This is a genomic window from Ureibacillus sp. FSL W8-0352 (genome assembly GCF_038004345.1).
Classification (GTDB): Bacteria; Bacillota; Bacilli; order Bacillales_A; family Planococcaceae; genus Ureibacillus; species Ureibacillus thermosphaericus.
The window spans coordinates 2,517,501-2,535,499 of the sequence record NZ_JBBOQT010000001.1 but is presented as its reverse complement, the minus strand read 5'-3'; the positions used below and the strand labels follow the sequence as shown (position 1 = coordinate 2,535,499).

15 protein-coding genes are annotated in these 17,999 nt (G+C 36.4%); 7 read left to right on the top strand and 8 right to left on the bottom strand.

The features are described 5' to 3' along the window. Window positions 1-73: 73 nt before the first annotated feature. The 8 genes from mnmG to rpmH all read right to left on the bottom strand — a co-directional run bounded on the left by mnmG (window position 74) and on the right by rpmH (window position 7,076). Window positions 74-1,969 carry a tRNA uridine-5-carboxymethylaminomethyl(34) synthesis enzyme MnmG gene (mnmG, locus tag NST98_RS12755; protein ID WP_340715264.1) on the bottom strand — a complete coding sequence of 632 codons (1,896 nt, stop codon included), beginning with the start codon at window positions 1,967-1,969 and terminating at the stop codon, window positions 74-76. Window positions 1,970-2,004: 35 nt separating this feature from the next. Continuing rightward, window positions 2,005-3,390, bottom strand: coding sequence for a tRNA uridine-5-carboxymethylaminomethyl(34) synthesis GTPase MnmE (gene mnmE, locus NST98_RS12750; protein ID WP_096549967.1), 1,386 nt, complete (start codon window positions 3,388-3,390; stop codon window positions 2,005-2,007). 216 nt (window positions 3,391-3,606) lie between these two features. Beyond that, window positions 3,607-3,750: a hypothetical protein gene (locus NST98_RS12745; protein ID WP_172597780.1), complete on the bottom strand. Its 144-nt coding sequence runs from the start codon at window positions 3,748-3,750 to the stop codon at window positions 3,607-3,609. Between the two features lie 495 nt (window positions 3,751-4,245). Continuing rightward, window positions 4,246-4,389, bottom strand: coding sequence for a hypothetical protein (locus tag NST98_RS12740; RefSeq protein ID WP_172597780.1), 144 nt, complete (start codon window positions 4,387-4,389; stop codon window positions 4,246-4,248). A gap of 464 nt (window positions 4,390-4,853) precedes the next feature. Then, window positions 4,854-5,606 carry an RNA-binding cell elongation regulator Jag/EloR gene (jag, locus tag NST98_RS12735; protein WP_168412426.1) on the bottom strand — a complete coding sequence of 251 codons (753 nt, stop codon included), beginning with the start codon at window positions 5,604-5,606 and terminating at the stop codon, window positions 4,854-4,856. Then, window positions 5,603-6,379: a membrane protein insertase YidC gene (gene yidC, locus NST98_RS12730; protein WP_340715263.1), complete on the bottom strand. Its 777-nt coding sequence runs from the start codon at window positions 6,377-6,379 to the stop codon at window positions 5,603-5,605. The genes jag and yidC overlap by 4 nt, the downstream gene beginning before the upstream one ends. 140 nt (window positions 6,380-6,519) lie before the next feature. Beyond that, a complete protein-coding gene (gene rnpA / locus NST98_RS12725) occupies window positions 6,520-6,873 on the bottom strand; it encodes a ribonuclease P protein component (RefSeq protein WP_096552378.1) in 354 nt (117 codons plus the stop codon). Between the two features lie 68 nt (window positions 6,874-6,941). Continuing rightward, on the bottom strand, window positions 6,942-7,076 hold the full coding sequence (gene rpmH / locus NST98_RS12720; RefSeq protein WP_016839592.1) for a 50S ribosomal protein L34: 135 nt from the start codon (window positions 7,074-7,076) through the stop codon (window positions 6,942-6,944). 531 nt (window positions 7,077-7,607) lie between these two features. Here rpmH and dnaA point away from each other — a divergent pair. The 7 genes from dnaA to NST98_RS12685 all read left to right on the top strand — a co-directional run bounded on the left by dnaA (window position 7,608) and on the right by NST98_RS12685 (window position 17,923). Further along, the gene (dnaA, locus tag NST98_RS12715) at window positions 7,608-8,951 is read left to right on the top strand and encodes a chromosomal replication initiator protein DnaA (RefSeq protein ID WP_096549965.1); all 1,344 of its coding nucleotides are present in this window, start codon (window positions 7,608-7,610) and stop codon (window positions 8,949-8,951) included. 169 nt (window positions 8,952-9,120) lie between these two features. Then, window positions 9,121-10,257: a DNA polymerase III subunit beta gene (dnaN, locus tag NST98_RS12710; protein ID WP_340715262.1), complete on the top strand. Its 1,137-nt coding sequence runs from the start codon at window positions 9,121-9,123 to the stop codon at window positions 10,255-10,257. Between the two features lie 371 nt (window positions 10,258-10,628). Next, the gene (gene yaaA / locus NST98_RS12705) at window positions 10,629-10,859 is read left to right on the top strand and encodes a S4 domain-containing protein YaaA (protein WP_016839595.1); all 231 of its coding nucleotides are present in this window, start codon (window positions 10,629-10,631) and stop codon (window positions 10,857-10,859) included. Next, entirely contained in the window at window positions 10,856-11,968 is a 1,113-nt protein-coding gene (gene recF / locus NST98_RS12700) for a DNA replication/repair protein RecF (RefSeq protein WP_096549963.1), read from the top strand. Before yaaA ends, recF begins: the two co-directional genes overlap by 4 nt. Before the next feature lie 69 nt (window positions 11,969-12,037). Beyond that, the gene (gene gyrB / locus NST98_RS12695) at window positions 12,038-13,972 is read left to right on the top strand and encodes a DNA topoisomerase (ATP-hydrolyzing) subunit B (RefSeq protein ID WP_408647311.1); all 1,935 of its coding nucleotides are present in this window, start codon (window positions 12,038-12,040) and stop codon (window positions 13,970-13,972) included. Between the two features lie 25 nt (window positions 13,973-13,997). Beyond that, the gene (gene gyrA / locus NST98_RS12690; RefSeq protein ID WP_340704734.1) at window positions 13,998-16,529 is read left to right on the top strand and encodes a DNA gyrase subunit A; all 2,532 of its coding nucleotides are present in this window, start codon (window positions 13,998-14,000) and stop codon (window positions 16,527-16,529) included. A 293-nt stretch (window positions 16,530-16,822) separates the two neighbouring features. Beyond that, window positions 16,823-17,923, top strand: a complete 1,101-nt coding sequence (locus NST98_RS12685) for an HD-GYP domain-containing protein (RefSeq protein ID WP_340709625.1) — start codon at window positions 16,823-16,825, stop codon at window positions 17,921-17,923. The last annotated feature ends 76 nt before the right edge of the window (window positions 17,924-17,999 follow it).

Here is a 17,999-nt window from a genome sequence, read left to right as displayed (position 1 = left end):
TACATAGAGTTTATATATAGTTTGATATAAGAAATAAGCGTTCGAGATCAATGTTGCTCGAACGCTCCTTTTTTTAAGAATTACTACTGATTTTCGCAATTTTTCCTTGTTCAATATATACAAGCAAGATTGATATATCCGCAGGGTTTACCCCGGAAATTCGCGAAGCTTGAGCAATTGTTAATGGACGTACTTCTTTTAACTTTTCACGTGCTTCGGAAGCTAGGTTTGGTACATCATCATAATCGATATTTTCTGGTATCTTTTTGCTTTCTAACTTATGAAGTCGCTCTACTTGTTGCAATGCTTTTTGAATGTAACCTTCATATTTAATTTGAATTTCCACTTGTTCTTTTACTTCTTCACTTAAGTTTTCTTCTGGTGGTGTTAAGGATGCAACTAAGTCATAACGCATTTCAGGTCGTTTCAGTAAGTCGATTGCACGTATCCCATCTTTAAGTTCTGCTCCACCAACTGAACGAACTACTTCTTGCGTTTTTTCGTTTGGTTTAATGATTACTTCGCGAAGTCTCGCTATTTCATTTTCAACTTGTTCTTTCTTTTTCAAGAATTTATTATAACGTTCTTCTGAAATTAAACCTACTTTATATCCGATATCTGTCAAACGTAGATCTGCGTTATCATGACGAAGTAGTAGGCGATATTCGGCACGGGATGTAAGTAGACGATAAGGTTCATTAGTTCCCTTCGTTACTAAATCATCAATTAAGACGCCAATATATGCTTCAGAACGTTTTAATATGAGTTCTTCTTTTCCAAAAATTTTAGCAGCCGCATTGATTCCTGCCATGATTCCTTGTGCTGCCGCTTCTTCATACCCGCTTGTGCCATTGATTTGTCCAGCAGTGTATAGATTTCTAATACGTTTTGTTTCAAGGGTTGGCCATAATTGAGTCGGAACAATGGCATCATACTCAATTGCATAACCAGGTCGCATCATTTGAGCATTTTCTAAGCCAGGGATTGAAGCAATCATTTTTAGCTGAATATCTTCTGGCATGCTCGTAGATAACCCTTGTACGTACACCTCATCCGTTTCTCGTCCTTCTGGTTCTATAAATATTTGATGGCGAGGTTTATCATTGAAACGAACAACCTTTGTCTCAATGGAAGGACAATATCTTGGGCCAGGACCTGTAATTAATCCTGTAAACATTGGAGCCTTATCTAAATTTCCATTGATAATTTCATGGGTTTCTAAGGAAGTATAAGTTAACCAGCAAGGAATTTGATCCATAATAAATTCTGTCGTTTCATAACTGAATGCTCGAGGTACATCATCCCCGGGTTGAATTTCCATTTTGCTGTAATCAACAGTTTTTCCATTCAACCGAGGAGGTGTTCCAGTTTTAAAACGAACAATTTCAAAACCTAAATCTTTTAGTTGGTCCGCTAATGTAATGGACGGCTGTGAGTTGTTAGGGCCGCTCGAATATTTGATATCACCAATGATAATTTCACCGCGCAAATACGTTCCAGTTGTTAAAATTACTGCTTTTCCGCGGAAAACTCCACCGGTTTTTGTGATGACACCTTTTACTTCTCCATCTTCAATTATTAATTCTTCTACCAACGCTTGCTGAATATGGAGATTTTCTTGTTGCTCCAAAATTCGTTTCATTTCCCGTTGATATAACACTTTATCTGCTTGTGCACGTAATGCACGAACAGCTGGGCCTTTCCCTGTATTTAACATCCTCATTTGAATGTGGGTTTTATCAATAACTTTTGCCATTAATCCCCCAAGTGCATCAATTTCACGAACAACAATCCCCTTTGCAGGACCTCCAATGGATGGATTACATGGCATAAATGCAATATTTTCCAAACTAATTGTCAACATGAGGGTTTTTGCCCCCAATTTTGCAGCGGCATGTGCTGCTTCAACGCCAGCATGACCTGCACCGACTACAATGACATCATACATTCCTGCTTCATAATTTGTCATGCCGAAATAATCTTCCCTTCTATAGTAAGTTTCATTTATTTTCCTAAACAGAATTGTGAGAATAACTGATCAATGAGACTCTCGTGTACCGTATCACCTATGATTTCGCCTAGTAATTCCCATGTTCTTGTTACATCGATCTGAACAATATCTACTGGCACTCCAGCTTTTGCAGATTCAATCGCTTCTTCAATCGCATCTAAAGCTTGTTGCAATACGGAAATATGGCGGGCATTCGAAACATATGTTAAATCCTCTGATTCAATTTGGCCCTCAAAGAATAAATCTGCAATTGCCTCTTCTAATGCATCAACACCTTCTTCTTTTAATAAAGAAGTGGTCACAATCCGTCTACCATTTGCTAGAGACTTCACTTTTTCTAAATCGATTTGCTGCGGTAAATCCGTTTTATTGACAACTACAATAAAATTCATGTTTTGTATCGTTTCAAATAATCTTACATCTTCTTCTGATAATGGTTCTGCTGCATTTAACACGAGCAATATTAAATCAGCCTCTTTTAATACTTGGCGAGATCTTTCTACCCCTATCCGTTCAACGATATCTTCCGTTTCCCGAATACCTGCTGTGTCCACTAAACGTAAAGGAACACCCCGAATGTTGACATACTCTTCTATAATATCACGTGTTGTACCTGCTATGTCTGTAACAATTGCTTTATTTTCTTGCGCTAAACTATTTAATAACGATGATTTCCCGACATTTGGTCTTCCTAATATCACCGTTGATAAACCTTCACGCAAAATTTTCCCTTGGCTCGATGTTTGAAGCAATTTTTTTATTTCCTCACGAACCCAAGTACATTTTTCTAATAAGACTGGAACCGTCATTTCTTCAACGTCATCATATTCTGGATAATCAATATTTACTTCCACATGAGCTAAAGTTTCAATTAAAGCTTGACGCAAGTCTTTAATTAACTTAGACAATTTCCCGTCCATTTGATTTAGGGCAACATTCATAGCTCGATCCGTTTTCGCCCGAATTAAATCCATTACCGCTTCCGCTTGAGATAAATCAATTCGCCCATTTAAGAAAGCACGTTTTGTAAATTCACCTGGTTCTGCAAGCCGTGCACCATTTCTTAAAACAAGATTTAATACTCGATTTACAGATACTAGTCCCCCGTGACAGTTGATTTCCACTACATCCTCACGAGTAAATGTTTTTGGTGCCTTCATCACCGACACCATTACCTCTTCCACTATCTTTTCGGTTTTAGGATCAATTAAATGGCCGTAATGAATTGTATGAGTTGGTTGGTCTTGTAATTTTTTATTATTTGGTGATTTAAATATTTTATCCGCTACTTGTATTGCATGATCTCCACTTAAACGAACGATGGCGATTGCTCCTTCCCCCATCGGTGTGGATATCGCAGCAATTGTATCTGTTTCCATTCATTTCACTCCTTTTATTATCCACATGTGGATAACTTACCGAACTTTCTCACTAACAAAATAGATTAACACAAATTATTACAAATCGAAAGTATAGAACTTTTCCACATGTGGATATTTCTGAATTCATCTCAGAATGCTAATCGAGTAGGAGGGAGTGATTAGCTCCCGTCCTCTCACACCACCGTACGTACGGTTCCGTATACGGCGGTTCAATTAAGATAATTGACGCAAGTTTTCATAACTTCCGTGAATAGCTTGTCTTCTTATGCCAGTGGTCACTCCACCCTCCAAGAGGTCTCCCACGGGATTCACCGCTTCCTTCCTCAAGTGAGGTACTACGTTTTCTGTGTTCATCATGACTCACTGAATGCCAAGGGCTATTCTCTCTTAATTGTTCGGTCCTTCTTAGTAGTTCTAAACCAACTAATACTATGACCTCTGCTGACTTCTGACGGTTCAGCTACTTATCACTAAGTAGGTTATGAAGCGAACTTCACCTATCCGCCAGACCTCCCCGGGTAAGTACATGCACTTTCACACCATCTATCCGCCTCATTTACTCGATATGACCTTCGACAGAAAGAGCTTTGTTTTGTTTCGCAAACTCACTCAATCATACCTAGCCTTATATGAGGTTCGTGTTCCTCGGACCGGTGTTTTGCCTCCAGCTTCCTTCAGATTCCGCGTCACCACGGACACCCTTGCTCTTGGCTAACCTCTACTTCTGTCTTCGGGGTTCGGGACTTACACCCTATAGTTCATGTACATGCCGGGCGCAATCGAGTAGGAGGGAGTGATTAGCTCCCGTCCTCTCACACCACCGTACGTACGGTTCCGTATACGGCGGTTCAATTAAGATAATTGACGCAAGTTTTCATAACTTCCGTGAATAGCTTGTCTTCTTATGCCAGTGGTCACTCCACCCTCCAAGAGGTCTCCCACGGGATTCACCGCTTCCTTCCTCAAGTGAGGTACTACGTTTTCTGTGTTCATCATGACTCACTGAATGCCAAGGGCTATTCTCTCTTAATTGTTCGGTCCTTCTCAGTTGTTCTAGACCAACTAATACTATGACCTCTGCTGACTTCTGACGGTTCAGCTACTTATCACTAAGTAGGTTATGAAGCGTACTTCACCTATCCGCCAGACCTCCCCGGGTAAGTACATGCACTTTCACACCATCTATCCGCCTCATCTACTCGATATGACCTTCGACAGAAAGAGCTTTGTTTTGTTTGGCAAACTCACTCAATCATACCTAGCCTTATATGAGGTTCGTGTTCCTCGGACCGGTGTTTTGCCTCCAGCTTCCTTCAGATTCCGCGTCACCACGGACACCCTTGCTCTTGGCTAACCTCTACTTCTGTCTTCGGGGTTCGGGACTTACACCCTATAGTTCATGTACATGCCGGGCGCACCATAAAAAAACGATCTATCTTTTCGATAGATCGTTTTTCATTTTACTTAACCGGTTCAATTACTAAATGACGATTAGGTTCTACACCTTCTGAATATGTTTCAACATCCAATCGATTTGCTAATGCATTATGAATAATTTTTCTTTCATATGATGGCATTGGTTCCAATGCAACTTTTTTTCCTGTCCGTATCGCTTTATCTGCCATTCTCTCTGCCAATTGTTCCAACGCTAGTTGGCGACGCTCACGATAATTTTCAACATCCAGCCTAACTGTGACATACGATTTTGCAGTTTTATTTACAACTAGTTGAGTTAATTGTTGCAACGCATTTAAATTTGCACCACGTTTTCCAATAATCAATGCTGCTTTTTCGCTCTCTAATTTGAAAAGAATCGTTTTTCCTTCTTTTTCCGTTTCAATTTTTAAGTCATGAATATCCATCGCTTTTGCAATGTTTGTTAAGTATTGTACAGCACTTTCAATTGGATCTGGTTGTTCTTCTTCTTGAACTTCTTCATCGTTTGATTGTTCTGATTGTGGTTCTATACTTGCCTTTACCTCTTCAGGTGTCCCATCTTCTGCTAACTTTTCTTGCCCTTTTTCCTTTTCTTCTGTTACTTCTTCAATAATCGTTACTCGAACTTCCGCAGGGCGAGCACCAAATCCTAAAAAACCTTTTTTTGCTTCTTGCAGAACTTCAATTTCCACTTGTTTGCGTGATACGCCAAGCTTTTGTAACGCTAAAGCAATTGCTTCTTCCTTCGTTGCGCCTGTTTGCGTAATTTGCTTCACTTTTTCGCTCCTCCAGTTGTCGCAGGTTTTTCAGTTTCATTCTTTTGCCAAGGTTTCTTATATATAAATAGATTTTGAATTACCGAAATAATATTTCCGACTACCCAATATAATGATAAGGCTGCCGGTAAAACCATCCCAAATCCTATAATCATAAGAGGCATAATATACATCATCATTTTCATTTGAGGGTTATCCATCACTGGGCCTGTCATTAATACAATATATTGAATTAAACCAGCTGCAATTGCAAGAATTATACTAGGTTCCGCCAATGGGAAGATTAGAAATGTTCCAAGCTCAAATTCTGGCGTAACATTCATGCGGCTAATCGCATGATATAGTCCAATGATAATTGGCATTTGAATTAAAGCAGGTAAACATCCCATCATCGGGTTAACACCAGTAGATTGCATTAAAGCCATTAATTCTTGTTGATATTTTTGCTGTGTTACTGCATCTTTAGAACTATATTTTTGTTGAAGTTCCTTTATTTTTGGCTGAATTTCTTGCATTTTCTTTGAGCTTTGTACTTGTCTAATTGTTAGTGGAAGTATTGCCAATCTTATGATAATTGTTACCGCGATTATACCTAATCCATACGATCCTAATAAATCAGCAAAGAATTTTGTAATGGAAACGATTGGCCAAACAATAAATTGATTCCAAAACCCTTCACTTTCAGCAGAAATCGGTTGATTATATTCAGTACATCCGCTAAGAAGAATAACTGCTGAAGCTAAGGTCAGTATAATCCCAAATTTTTTTTTCAACTCTGTTCCTCCTAAAGTTCTACAGTTCTTCGAATTCATTTTTTAGCTATTTTACCATGTTTTGATATAGATACTCTACCTCGAGTTTCATTTCAATTTACTTTTATTTTTTAAAATTGATGACGCTTACATTCAAACAATCAAGAGTTCTTTTTTCGTTTAATAACTTTTGCAATTTTCAGCACATGCTCTAAACTTTTTTTCGTTTCATGATAATTTAAGTTGGCCGCCGATACTCTGGCGATAATAACATAATCCATATCTTGTCTAAGCTCTTCTTTTATTTCAAAAAATACTTGTCGGATATAACGTTTCACTTGATTCCTAATCACAGCATTTCCTATTTTTTTCCCTATGGATAGCCCAATTCGAAATTCCTTTTGTCCTTCTTTAGGCAAACAATAAACGACAAACTGGCGATTAGCGTAAGATTTTCCTTCATTAAACACCTGTTGAAATTCTTTGTTTTTCTTAATTCTTTGGCGCTTCCTCACTCGATCAATCACCCGCTTTTTCCTTAAATTGCAACGAGAAAAAAAAGACCACTGAAAATTCAGTGGACTTATGCTGATAACACTTTTCTTCCTTTACGACGACGTGCAGCTAATACTTTACGTCCATTTTTTGTGCTCATACGTTTGCGGAATCCGTGTACTTTGCTGTGTTTTCTTTTTGATGGTTGATATGTGCGTTTCATCTATATTTACACCTCCAAAGTGATTATTCAGTATCTAATCATACATATAGACCTGAATATTATATAAAAAGACCCTTCTTATTGTCAAATGACTCTTTGATTACAAGTTTAGGAATGCTGCTCTTATTATTCAAAATTTTTTAAAAATATCCACAGTGAAATTGTAGATATTCACAAATTTTGTGGATAATATTTTTTTAAATTTTTTTATCCACAACTGTTATCGACATCTTTTTCACAAACCCAACCCCTGTGGAAAAACATATTGTGAATAAAAATGAACATTGTGGATAAGTTTATCAAGCTATTGAAACAACGATGTTTTTTTGATAGGATAATTGTGCTTTAATTTGTGGAAAACAATTTTGGGAAATATTTTATCCACAATTGTTAATAACTTGTGGATAAAATAAATCACAACCTATGGAAAAAAGTTATCCACAGGTTGTGATTTTGTGTTTTAATAAAATTGGAGAATTGTTTTTGAATGGAATTATTCAAATTAAAATATGAAGTAAAGGAGTCACAGGCTTGGAACATTTAGATGAGTTATGGAACAAAGTCCTGGCCCGAGTCGAACAACAAATTTCAAAACCAAGCTTTGAGACGTGGTTAAAATCTACAAAATTGCTCTCATACAAAGGAACAAACGTAACCATTGCTGCGCCAAACTCGTTTGCGCGAGAATGGCTGGAAAACCACTATGTACATCTAATTGCAGGGATCTTATCTGAATTAACTGGAGAAGATTTGTATATTAAATTTGTTGTACAAAAGGACCAGGACAACGAAGATTTTGATATTCCGGCGCCGGTTATTCAAACAAAAACAGCTGAGCCTTCTGAAGGCCCTCATAGCATGCTTAATCCAAAATACACTTTTGATACGTTTGTTATTGGCTCGGGAAACCGTTTTGCTCATGCTGCTTCCCTTGCAGTTGCGGAAGCACCGGCAAAAGCTTATAACCCTTTCTTTATTTATGGGGGAGTAGGATTAGGGAAAACCCATTTAATGCATGCAATTGGACACTACGTACTTGAACATAATCCAAATGCAAAAGTAGTTTACTTGTCTTCTGAAAAATTCACGAATGAATTTATTAATTCTATCCGAGATAATAAGGCGGAAGAATTCAGAAATAAATATCGCAACGTGGACGTTTTGTTAATTGATGATATTCAATTTTTAGCTGGAAAAGAATCAACGCAAGAAGAATTTTTCCACACTTTTAATACTTTGCACACTGAATCAAAACAAATTGTTATTTCAAGTGACCGTCCGCCAAAAGAAATTCCAACATTAGAAGATCGATTACGATCTCGATTTGAATGGGGATTAATTACAGATATTACCCCACCTGATTTAGAAACGCGAATCGCTATCTTGCGTAAAAAAGCGAAAGCTGATGGACTAGATATACCTAATGAAGTAATGCACTATATTGCTAATCAAATTGACACAAACATTCGTGAATTAGAGGGAGCGCTAATTCGCGTTGTCGCGTATTCATCATTAGTAAATCAAGACATTACGGTAGAACTAGCACAAGAAGCTTTAAAAGATATTATGCCTAATTCCAAACCGAAATCCGTGACAATTCAAGATATTCAAAAAGTAGTAGGGGAACATTACAACATTCGATTGGAAGACTTCAGTTCAAAAAAGCGAACAAAATCTATAGCCTTTCCTCGTCAAGTAGCGATGTATTTATCGAGAGAACTTACGGATTTTTCTTTGCCAAAAATAGGGGAAGAATTTGGTGGGAGAGACCATACAACGGTAATTCATGCCCATGAAAAGATTGAAAAAATGTTAAAGGAAGATAAACAATTACAGGAAGAAATAAAACAGATTCGAAGCATGCTTGGAAAATAAGATTGTGGATAACTTACTTTTTCTTTAACAGGGATATACACAAAATATCAACATGTGGATATGTTGTTTTTTATAGTTAAAACTATACTTATCCACAAATCCACAACCACTAATACTATTTCTATTAATTATTTTAAAAAAATAATAATTTAATAAGTGAGGTATGACGATGAAATTTGAAATAATGAGAGATCGGTTGTTGGATGGACTAAATGATGTAACAAAAGCGATTAGTTCGAAAACAACAATCCCAATCTTAACAGGAATAAAAATTGACGTAACAGATAATGGAGTATTACTTACAGGATCTGATGCGGATATAACAATTCAAACGTTCATTCCTGCTGAAGAAGATGGCAATCAAATTATTAATATTGTTGAAACAGGGTCCATCGTTTTACAAGCTCGAATGTTTAATGAAATTGTAAGAAAACTGCCTACAAATGATGTTGAAATTGAAGTGAAAAACGAATTACAAACTCATATTCGTTCTGGTAAAACAGAATTCCATTTAATCGGTTCAGACGCATCTGAATATCCGTTATTGCCAGAAATCTCTACTGAAAATCGATTTGAAATCCCTGCTGATTTATTAAAATCGGTTATTCGCGAAACGGTGTTTGCTGTTGCTGCTAGTGAAAGCAGACCTGTACTAACAGGAGTTAACTGGAATATAGAAAATGATGAACTAATTTGCGTTGCAACTGATAGCCACCGATTAGCAAGAAGAAAAGTAAAATTAGAAAATCTACCAAATGGCATTGAATCTGTTGTTATTCCTGGAAAAAGCCTGAACGAACTAAATAAAATTTTGGGTGAAACAAGCAATCCTGTTGAAATAACGATGTCCAATCAACAAATTTTATTCAAAACAGATCAAGTTTTATTTTTCTCACGTTTGCTAGAAGGGAACTATCCGGATACATCTCGTTTAATTCCTAATGAGTTTAAAACAAACATTAAGCTGGATGGAAAAACATTTTTACAAGCAATTGATCGTGCATCATTAGTTGCTAGAGAAGACCGAAATAATGTTGTACGATTTGAAACATTAGAAGATGACGCTGTGAAAATATCGTCCAATTCCCCAGAAATCGGAAAAGTAGAAGAACAAATTCCAGTTGAATCGATTGAAGGAGAGAAATTGGTCATTTCCTTCAGTGCAAAATACATGATGGAAGCGTTAAAAGCAATCGATGGACAAGAAGTAATTATTCAATTTACAGGTGCAATGCGTCCATTTATCTTACGATCAGTGCATGATGATTCCATCCTTCAATTGATTTTACCTGTAAGAACATACTAAATAGATTGAAAAAGTGTAGATTAAGTCGAAATGTAGGCTTGTCTACACTTTTTTGCTTAAAAAGATGGATTCCATTATAAAAACTGGACTAACTAATTTAGAAAAGGGGGCACTAGGTTTATAGATTCTTGAGAAAATGATATGTTTTTTATTTTTTTTTATGATAAAAAATGTGAATAATTTCGTGTTGAATTTTTAATAACATTCGTTTTTTAATCAAATTATAAAGACGCTAGAAAATGCTAAAAAGGGTTTGAATTATATGTTTTTCGTCAAAAATTATGTTAGGCTTCTATTGCTTTTCTAGCTTATTAGCGATAATTAAGGTAAGATTAAATGATAGATGTTCGCTAAACGGAGGCTGAATTTGTTTGAATGAAATAGTAATTGATACTGAATTTATCACCCTAGGACAAGTACTGAAAGTTACGAATGCTATTAGTTCTGGTGGTATGGCAAAATGGTTTCTAGAAGAAACGGATGTTTATGTGAACGGCGAAATAGAGAAACGCCGTGGCAAAAAATTAAGGAATGGTGACGTTGTTAATATACCTGGTATTGGAAGATATGTAATTGTAAACAAGAACGGAGAAAAGGAATGATTATTGAGCGTTTACAACTTACCAATTACCGTAATTATGAATCTCTCAACTTAGAATTTTCTCCACAAATTAATGTTTTGATTGGAGAAAATGCTCAAGGAAAAACAAATATATTAGAATCTATTTATGTATTAGCTATGGCTAAGTCCCATAGAACGAGTAATGATAAAGAATTAATACGTTGGGAAACAGACTATGGTAAAATAAAAGGTGAAATCAAAAACCGATACGGTAAAATCCCCTTAGAATTGTTAGTTACTAAGAAAGGTAAAAAAGGGAAAGTTAACCATATTGAACAATTGAAACTGAGTAATTATATAGGGCAAATTAACGTCGTGATGTTTGCGCCAGAGGACTTAAACATAGTGAAAGGAAATCCTCAAGTGCGCAGACGTTTTATTGATATGGAAATTGGGCAAATCTCTCCCGTTTATTTACATGAATTATTGAATTTTCAAAAGCTTTTAAAACAACGAAATCAGTTGTTGAAAAATTATCAGGGGAAACCGAAAATCGATGAAGTACTGTTTGACATTTACACTGAACAATATATTCAATCCGCAGTACAAATTATTCGTAAACGATTTGAATTTGTTGATTTATTACAAGAATGGGCAGAAAAAATCCATTCCGGCATATCCCAAGGAATTGAAAAGTTAAAGATTAAATATCTCACAACAAAAGGGATTGAAAAAGATTGGACTGCTAATGAAATAGCTACATACTTAGCAGAAAAATTTACTCAAGTGAAAGAGAAAGAAATGGAAAGGGGCCTTACTTTAATTGGACCTCATCGTGATGACTTGCAATTTTTCGTAAACGATTACGATGTTCAAACATATGGTTCGCAAGGACAACAAAGGACAACAGCTCTTTCATTGAAGTTAGCAGAAATTGAATTAATAAAACAAGAAACGGGAGAAGCCCCTATTCTACTATTAGATGATGTGTTGTCTGAATTGGATGATTTCCGTCAATCTCATTTGCTGAATACGATTCAAGAAGAGGTACAGACATTTGTAACAACTACGAGTGTTGATGGAATTCACCACGAGACAATACAACATGCGAAATTGTTTCACGTGAAACAAGGGAAAGTGGAGATTTGATTAGCGTTTATTTTTTCGCATTTTAAAATAAGAATTTCAAATAATGCATACAAGGGTATGAAAGAGTAGGTGAACGTGGTGGCTTTAGAGGAAAGTAAAGTTCAGGGAAACTATGATGCTGACCAAATACAAGTTTTAGAAGGATTAGAAGCTGTCCGCAAACGTCCAGGAATGTATATTGGAACAACAACTTCAAAAGGTTTGCACCATTTAGTATGGGAAATTGTAGACAACAGTATTGATGAAGCGTTAGCTGGCTATTGTAATAAAATTAATATAACGATTGAAAAAGATAATTGGATTCGAGTAGAAGATAATGGTCGCGGAATACCAGTAAGCACACATGAAAAAATGGGTATACCTGCTGTTGAAGTCATTATGACTGTGCTCCATGCCGGCGGAAAGTTTGGTAGCGGAGGATATAAAGTTTCAGGTGGTTTACATGGTGTTGGAGCTTCTGTTGTAAACGCGTTGTCTTTAGAAACAGAAGTTTATGTGAAACGTGATGGTCATATTTATTACATTAAGTTTTCCCGTGGAAAAACTGTAGAGCCGTTAAAAATTATTGGGGATACTGACGAAACTGGAACAACTACTCGCTTTAAAGCGGATCCAGAAATTTTCCGAGAAACTACTGTGTATGATTATGAAACGCTAGCAACCCGCATTCGTGAATTGGCGTATCTAAATCGCGGCATCATCCTTACTTTAACGGATGAGCGTGGAGATGAGGTCCGTTCTGATTTTTATCATTATGAAGGCGGAATTAGAGAATATGTTGAACATTTAAATGAATCCAAGGAACCGATTCATGAAACGATTGATATTGCGGGTGAAAAAGATGGAATTTCATTAGAAATTGCACTGCAATATAATTCGGGATATTCAACTGATATATATTCATTTGCTAATAATATCAACACATATGAAGGTGGTACCCACGAATCAGGATTTAAAACAGCCTTGACACGTGTCATAAATGAATATGCACGAAAAAACGGCTTGTTAAAAGATAATGATGCAAACTTAACAGGAGAAGATGTCCGAGAAGGATTAACTGCGATTATATCTGTTAAACACCCTAATCCTCAATTTGAGGGTCAGACAAAAACAAAATTAGGAAATTCTGAAGTAAGCACAATTACAAATCAAATCTTCTCGGAAACTTTTGAACGTTACTTATTAGAAAATCCATCGGTAGCTAGAAAAATTGTTGAAAAGGGAATTATGGCTGCTCGAGCTCGAATTGCAGCCAAAAAGGCACGTGAATTCACGAGAAGAAAATCAGCGTTGGAAATTTCAAACTTACCGGGTAAACTTGCAGACTGTACTTCAACAAACCCAGCAGAATCAGAAATTTTCATCGTCGAGGGGGATTCAGCAGGCGGATCTGCGAAATCTGGCCGAGATCGATATTTCCAAGCGATTCTTCCTTTGCGCGGAAAAATTTTAAACGTTGAAAAAGCCAATTTAAACCGCATTTTATCCAATACAGAAATTCGTGCGATGATTACTGCATTTGGTACGGGTATTGGTGATGAGTTTGATTTAGAAAAAGCACGATATCATAAAATCATTATCATGACCGATGCCGATGTCGATGGAGCGCATATTCGTATTTTATTGCTAACGTTCTTCTTCCGCTTCATGCGTCCGCTTATTGAAGCAGGATATGTATATGCTGCTCAACCACCTCTATATCAAGTGAAACAAGGAAAATATGTTGAATATTGTTATTCAGATGAAGAACTTCAAGAAATATTAAATCGCCTTCCAGACAATCCAAAACCTACAATTCAACGATATAAAGGTTTAGGAGAAATGAATGCAGATCAGTTATGGGAAACTACGATGGATCCTGAAAGACGTACGTTGCTTCAAATTCAATTGGATGATGCTATTAAAGCAGACCAAATTTTTAGACAGTTAATGGGCGATGAGGTTGAGCCTCGTAGACAATTTATTGAAGAAAATGCCGTCTATGTTGAAAACTTAGACATTTAATTTTTGTGAAGGGAGGTTATTATCTTTGGCTGAGAATATACATTCTGAAATCAAACAAGTAAAGATTAGTGAAGAAGTTCAATCATCTTTTTTAAGTTATGCAATGAGCGTAATTGTTTCTCGCGCGTTACCAGACGTACGAGATGGTTTAAAACCAGTTCAACGCCGTATTTTATATGGCATGCATGAACTGGGGAATCATTCAGATAAACCGTATAAAAAGAGCGCTCGTATCGTTGGTGACGTCATGGGGAAATATCACCCGCATGGTGACTCATCCATCTATGATGCAATGGTGCGTATGGCTCAAGATTTTAGTTATCGTTACGTGTTAGTGGATGGTCACGGTAACTTTGGTTCCATTGATGGAGACGGCGCAGCTGCCATGCGTTATACAGAATCTCGCATGTCTAAAATTGCTATGGAAATGTTGCGAGATATCAATAAGGATACGATTGATTACGATCCAAACTATGATGGCACAGAAAAGGAACCTAAAGTATTACCATCTCGCTTCCCAAATTTACTTGTAAATGGTGCATCAGGAATTGCAGTGGGAATGGCTACGAATATACCGCCTCATCAATTAGGAGAAACAATTGATGCTGTCGTTGCGGTAGCTGAAAATCCTGAAATTACGACAGAAGAATTGATGGAAATTATTCCAGGGCCAGATTTCCCAACAGGTGGAATTATTTTGGGACGAAGCGGAATTCGTAGAGCTTATGAAACTGGTCGGGGTACAATTGTTGTCCGTGCAAAAGTCGAAATTGAAACGAGCTCAACTGGTAAAGAAACAATCATCGTCACAGAAATCCCTTACCAAGTGAACAAAGCGAAATTAATTGAAAAAATTGCTGAGCTGGTTCGAGACAAAAAAATTGAAGGAATTTCGAATCTTCGTGATGAATCTGACCGCCGTGGAATGCGGATTGTCATTGAAATCAGAAAAGACGCTAATGCAAATGTTGTGCTAAATAATTTATATAAACAGACAGCAATGCAAATGAATTTTAGCGTGAATATGCTTGCGCTAGTAAATGGACAACCGAAAGTATTAAGCTTAAAAGAAGTACTCTATCAATATTTACAACATCAAAAAGAAGTTATTACACGCCGCACACAATTTGAACTTCGAAAAGCGGAAGATCGAGCTCATATTTTAGAAGGTTTGCGCATTGCTCTAGATCATATCGATGAAATCATCAATATCATTCGTTCTTCCCGCACTGGTGAAGAAGCAAAACCAATTTTAATGGAACGTTTCAACTTAACCGACAAACAAGCACAAGCGATACTAGATATGCGTCTTGTTCGCTTAAGCGGACTTGAAAGAGAAAAAATTGAAAATGAATACCAAGAATTACAAAAATTAATTGGCGAGTTAAGAGCGATTTTAGCGGATGAGGCAAAGATAGTAGATATTATTAAAAGAGAATTGCTAGAAATAAAAGAAAAATATAATGATGAACGCCGGACTGAAATAGCTCCTGGTGGCCCTGAGATGATTGAAGATGAAGATTTAATCCCAAGGGAAGATTCTGTTGTTACACTAACTCATAGAGGTTATATAAAAAGACTTGCTTCCAGCACGTATCGCAGTCAAAAACGTGGTGGTCGTGGAGTTCAAGGAATGAATACTCATGAAGATGATTTCGTTGAACATTTATTGTTTACATCTACTCACGACGTCATTTTATTCTTTACTTCTAAAGGAAAAGTATACAGAGCAAAAGGTTATGAAATCCCTGAATTTGGTCGCACGGCAAAAGGTTTACCGATTGTAAACTTATTAAACCTTGATAAAGAAGAGAAAGTAACAGCGATGATTCGAGTAAAAGAGTATGACGAAAATGCCTTCTTCGTCTTTACAACAAAAATGGGGATTGCGAAACGTACATCTTTATCACAATTTGCCAATATCCGAAATAACGGCTTAATTGCTATTCATTTACATGAAGACGATGAATTGATTTCTGTTCGATTAACAGATGGTTCTAAACATGTCGTTATCGGCACAAGAAATGGCATGTTAATTCGCTTTGAGGAACAGGATATTCGTGAAATGGGCCGCACAGCAGCTGGTGTGCGCGGTATAAAACTTCGCGACGGTGACTGGGTAGTTGGTATGGAAATTGTAGAACCTAGTCAAGATATTTTAGTCGTGACAGAGAAAGGTTATGGGAAACGAACTTCTGAGTCAGAATACCGTTTACAAAATCGCGGTGGAGTTGGAATAAAAACGATTCATATCACAGAGAAAAACGGTCCAATGTGTGCGGTGAAAACGGTAGATGGTACAGAGGATATCATGTTAATCACGAATAATGGTATTTTAATTCGCATGGATGTAAATGATATTTCTTGCATTGGACGAAATACTCAAGGCGTTCGCTTAATTCGATTAGCAGAAGATGAGCACGTTGCGACGGTAGCAAGAGTGAAAAAAGAAGATAATTCTGATGATTATGATTCAACTACAGAAGTAGAAAACGAAGTTAAAGATGAAGAAAAAGAAACTTCAAATGAAGTAGAAAACAAAGATTTAGATGAATAATCTTAATTTCGAAAGGGGGCGTCTGAAAAGTCATTGTGAGACGCCGCCCTTTGCGGCTGTCGCTAACGCTTTCGCCGCAGATAAATTGCGATGAGGAGGCGTGTTTGTTGTGACATCGCAGGAGCAAAGTTTTTAAGAGAAGTTTACTATAAGAAGTAAGGCTGTTCAGAAAGTGTTCGACTTTCAGGACAGCCACTTTTTTCTTTTTAAAAAAGTACTAAAATATTGACTAAATTATTGTATAATTTTACATAGAGAATTCTTTTTGAAAAAAACAAAAAGGGGTTTTCAGTGTGAAATTTACAATGGTGAATGTAAATAACTTGGAGTTAGGTGCAATTATCGCAAAAGACATCTATGCTAATACTAGATTTCCAATTATAACTAAAAATTCACCTATTTCCCATAAGCATTTACATGTCTTTAAAGCTTTTAATATCCATGAAGTGCCTATTCTCATTAATAGCGTGAAAAAGTCTGTTCCAAGTAAAACAGGAGAGGTCGAAGAAGTTATCGTCATTACGGAGCAAGTAAAACAAATTAATCCCTTTGAAAAAAAGTATTTAGAAACATTGGAGCAATTTAAAAAAGACTTTAGCAATTGGGAAGCTGGAGCAAAAATTGATATGACAAAAGTAAGAGGAACGATTTTTCCTTTAGTAGAACAAGTTTTGCAAGATCGGTCATATATTTTTGATTTAAACAGCTATTCTAACCCGAATGAATATCTATACCACCATTGTATCGCTACAGGATTAATAGCAGCTTCAATTGCTAACAAATTAGGATTTGACAAAGGAAATACATTGCAGATGGCGATAGCAGGGACATTAGCAGATTGTGGGATGTCAAAAATTCCAAAAAGCATTCGAAATAAAAAAGCGGCATTAACTGAAGCTGAATTTAATGAGATTCGGAAACATCCAATTTACAGCTATAACATGGTAAAAGAATTACCAGCATTGAAGGCTGAGATGAAAATTGCAATATTCCAACATCATGAACGTTTAGATGGAAGTGGATATCCATTAGGAGTTAATCATGAAAAAGTATCTCAATTAGCACAAATTATTGCAGTTGCTGACACATTCCATGCAATGACTAGTGAACGTTTATATCGTTCAAAAGAGTCTCCTTTTAAAGTAATTGAAATGATTAAAGAAGAGGAATTTGGTAAATTTGATATTCAAGTGGTTAATGCAATGACGAATCTAGTAGCTGATTTACCAATCGGAACAAAAGTAGAATTGTCAAATTTAGAGAAAGCAGAAGTAATGTTTATCAACCAATATAATCCAACACGCCCTTTAATAAAATTATTAAAAAATGGAGAAATCATTGATCTATCAAAACAAAGATCATTAACAATTTCAAGAGTCATAACAAATGAATAGATAGAAATGCTAAATTTTTATTAAGTCGATGGATAGTTAACTTAGAAAAATAATCATTATGCTGTTGAATTTTTTA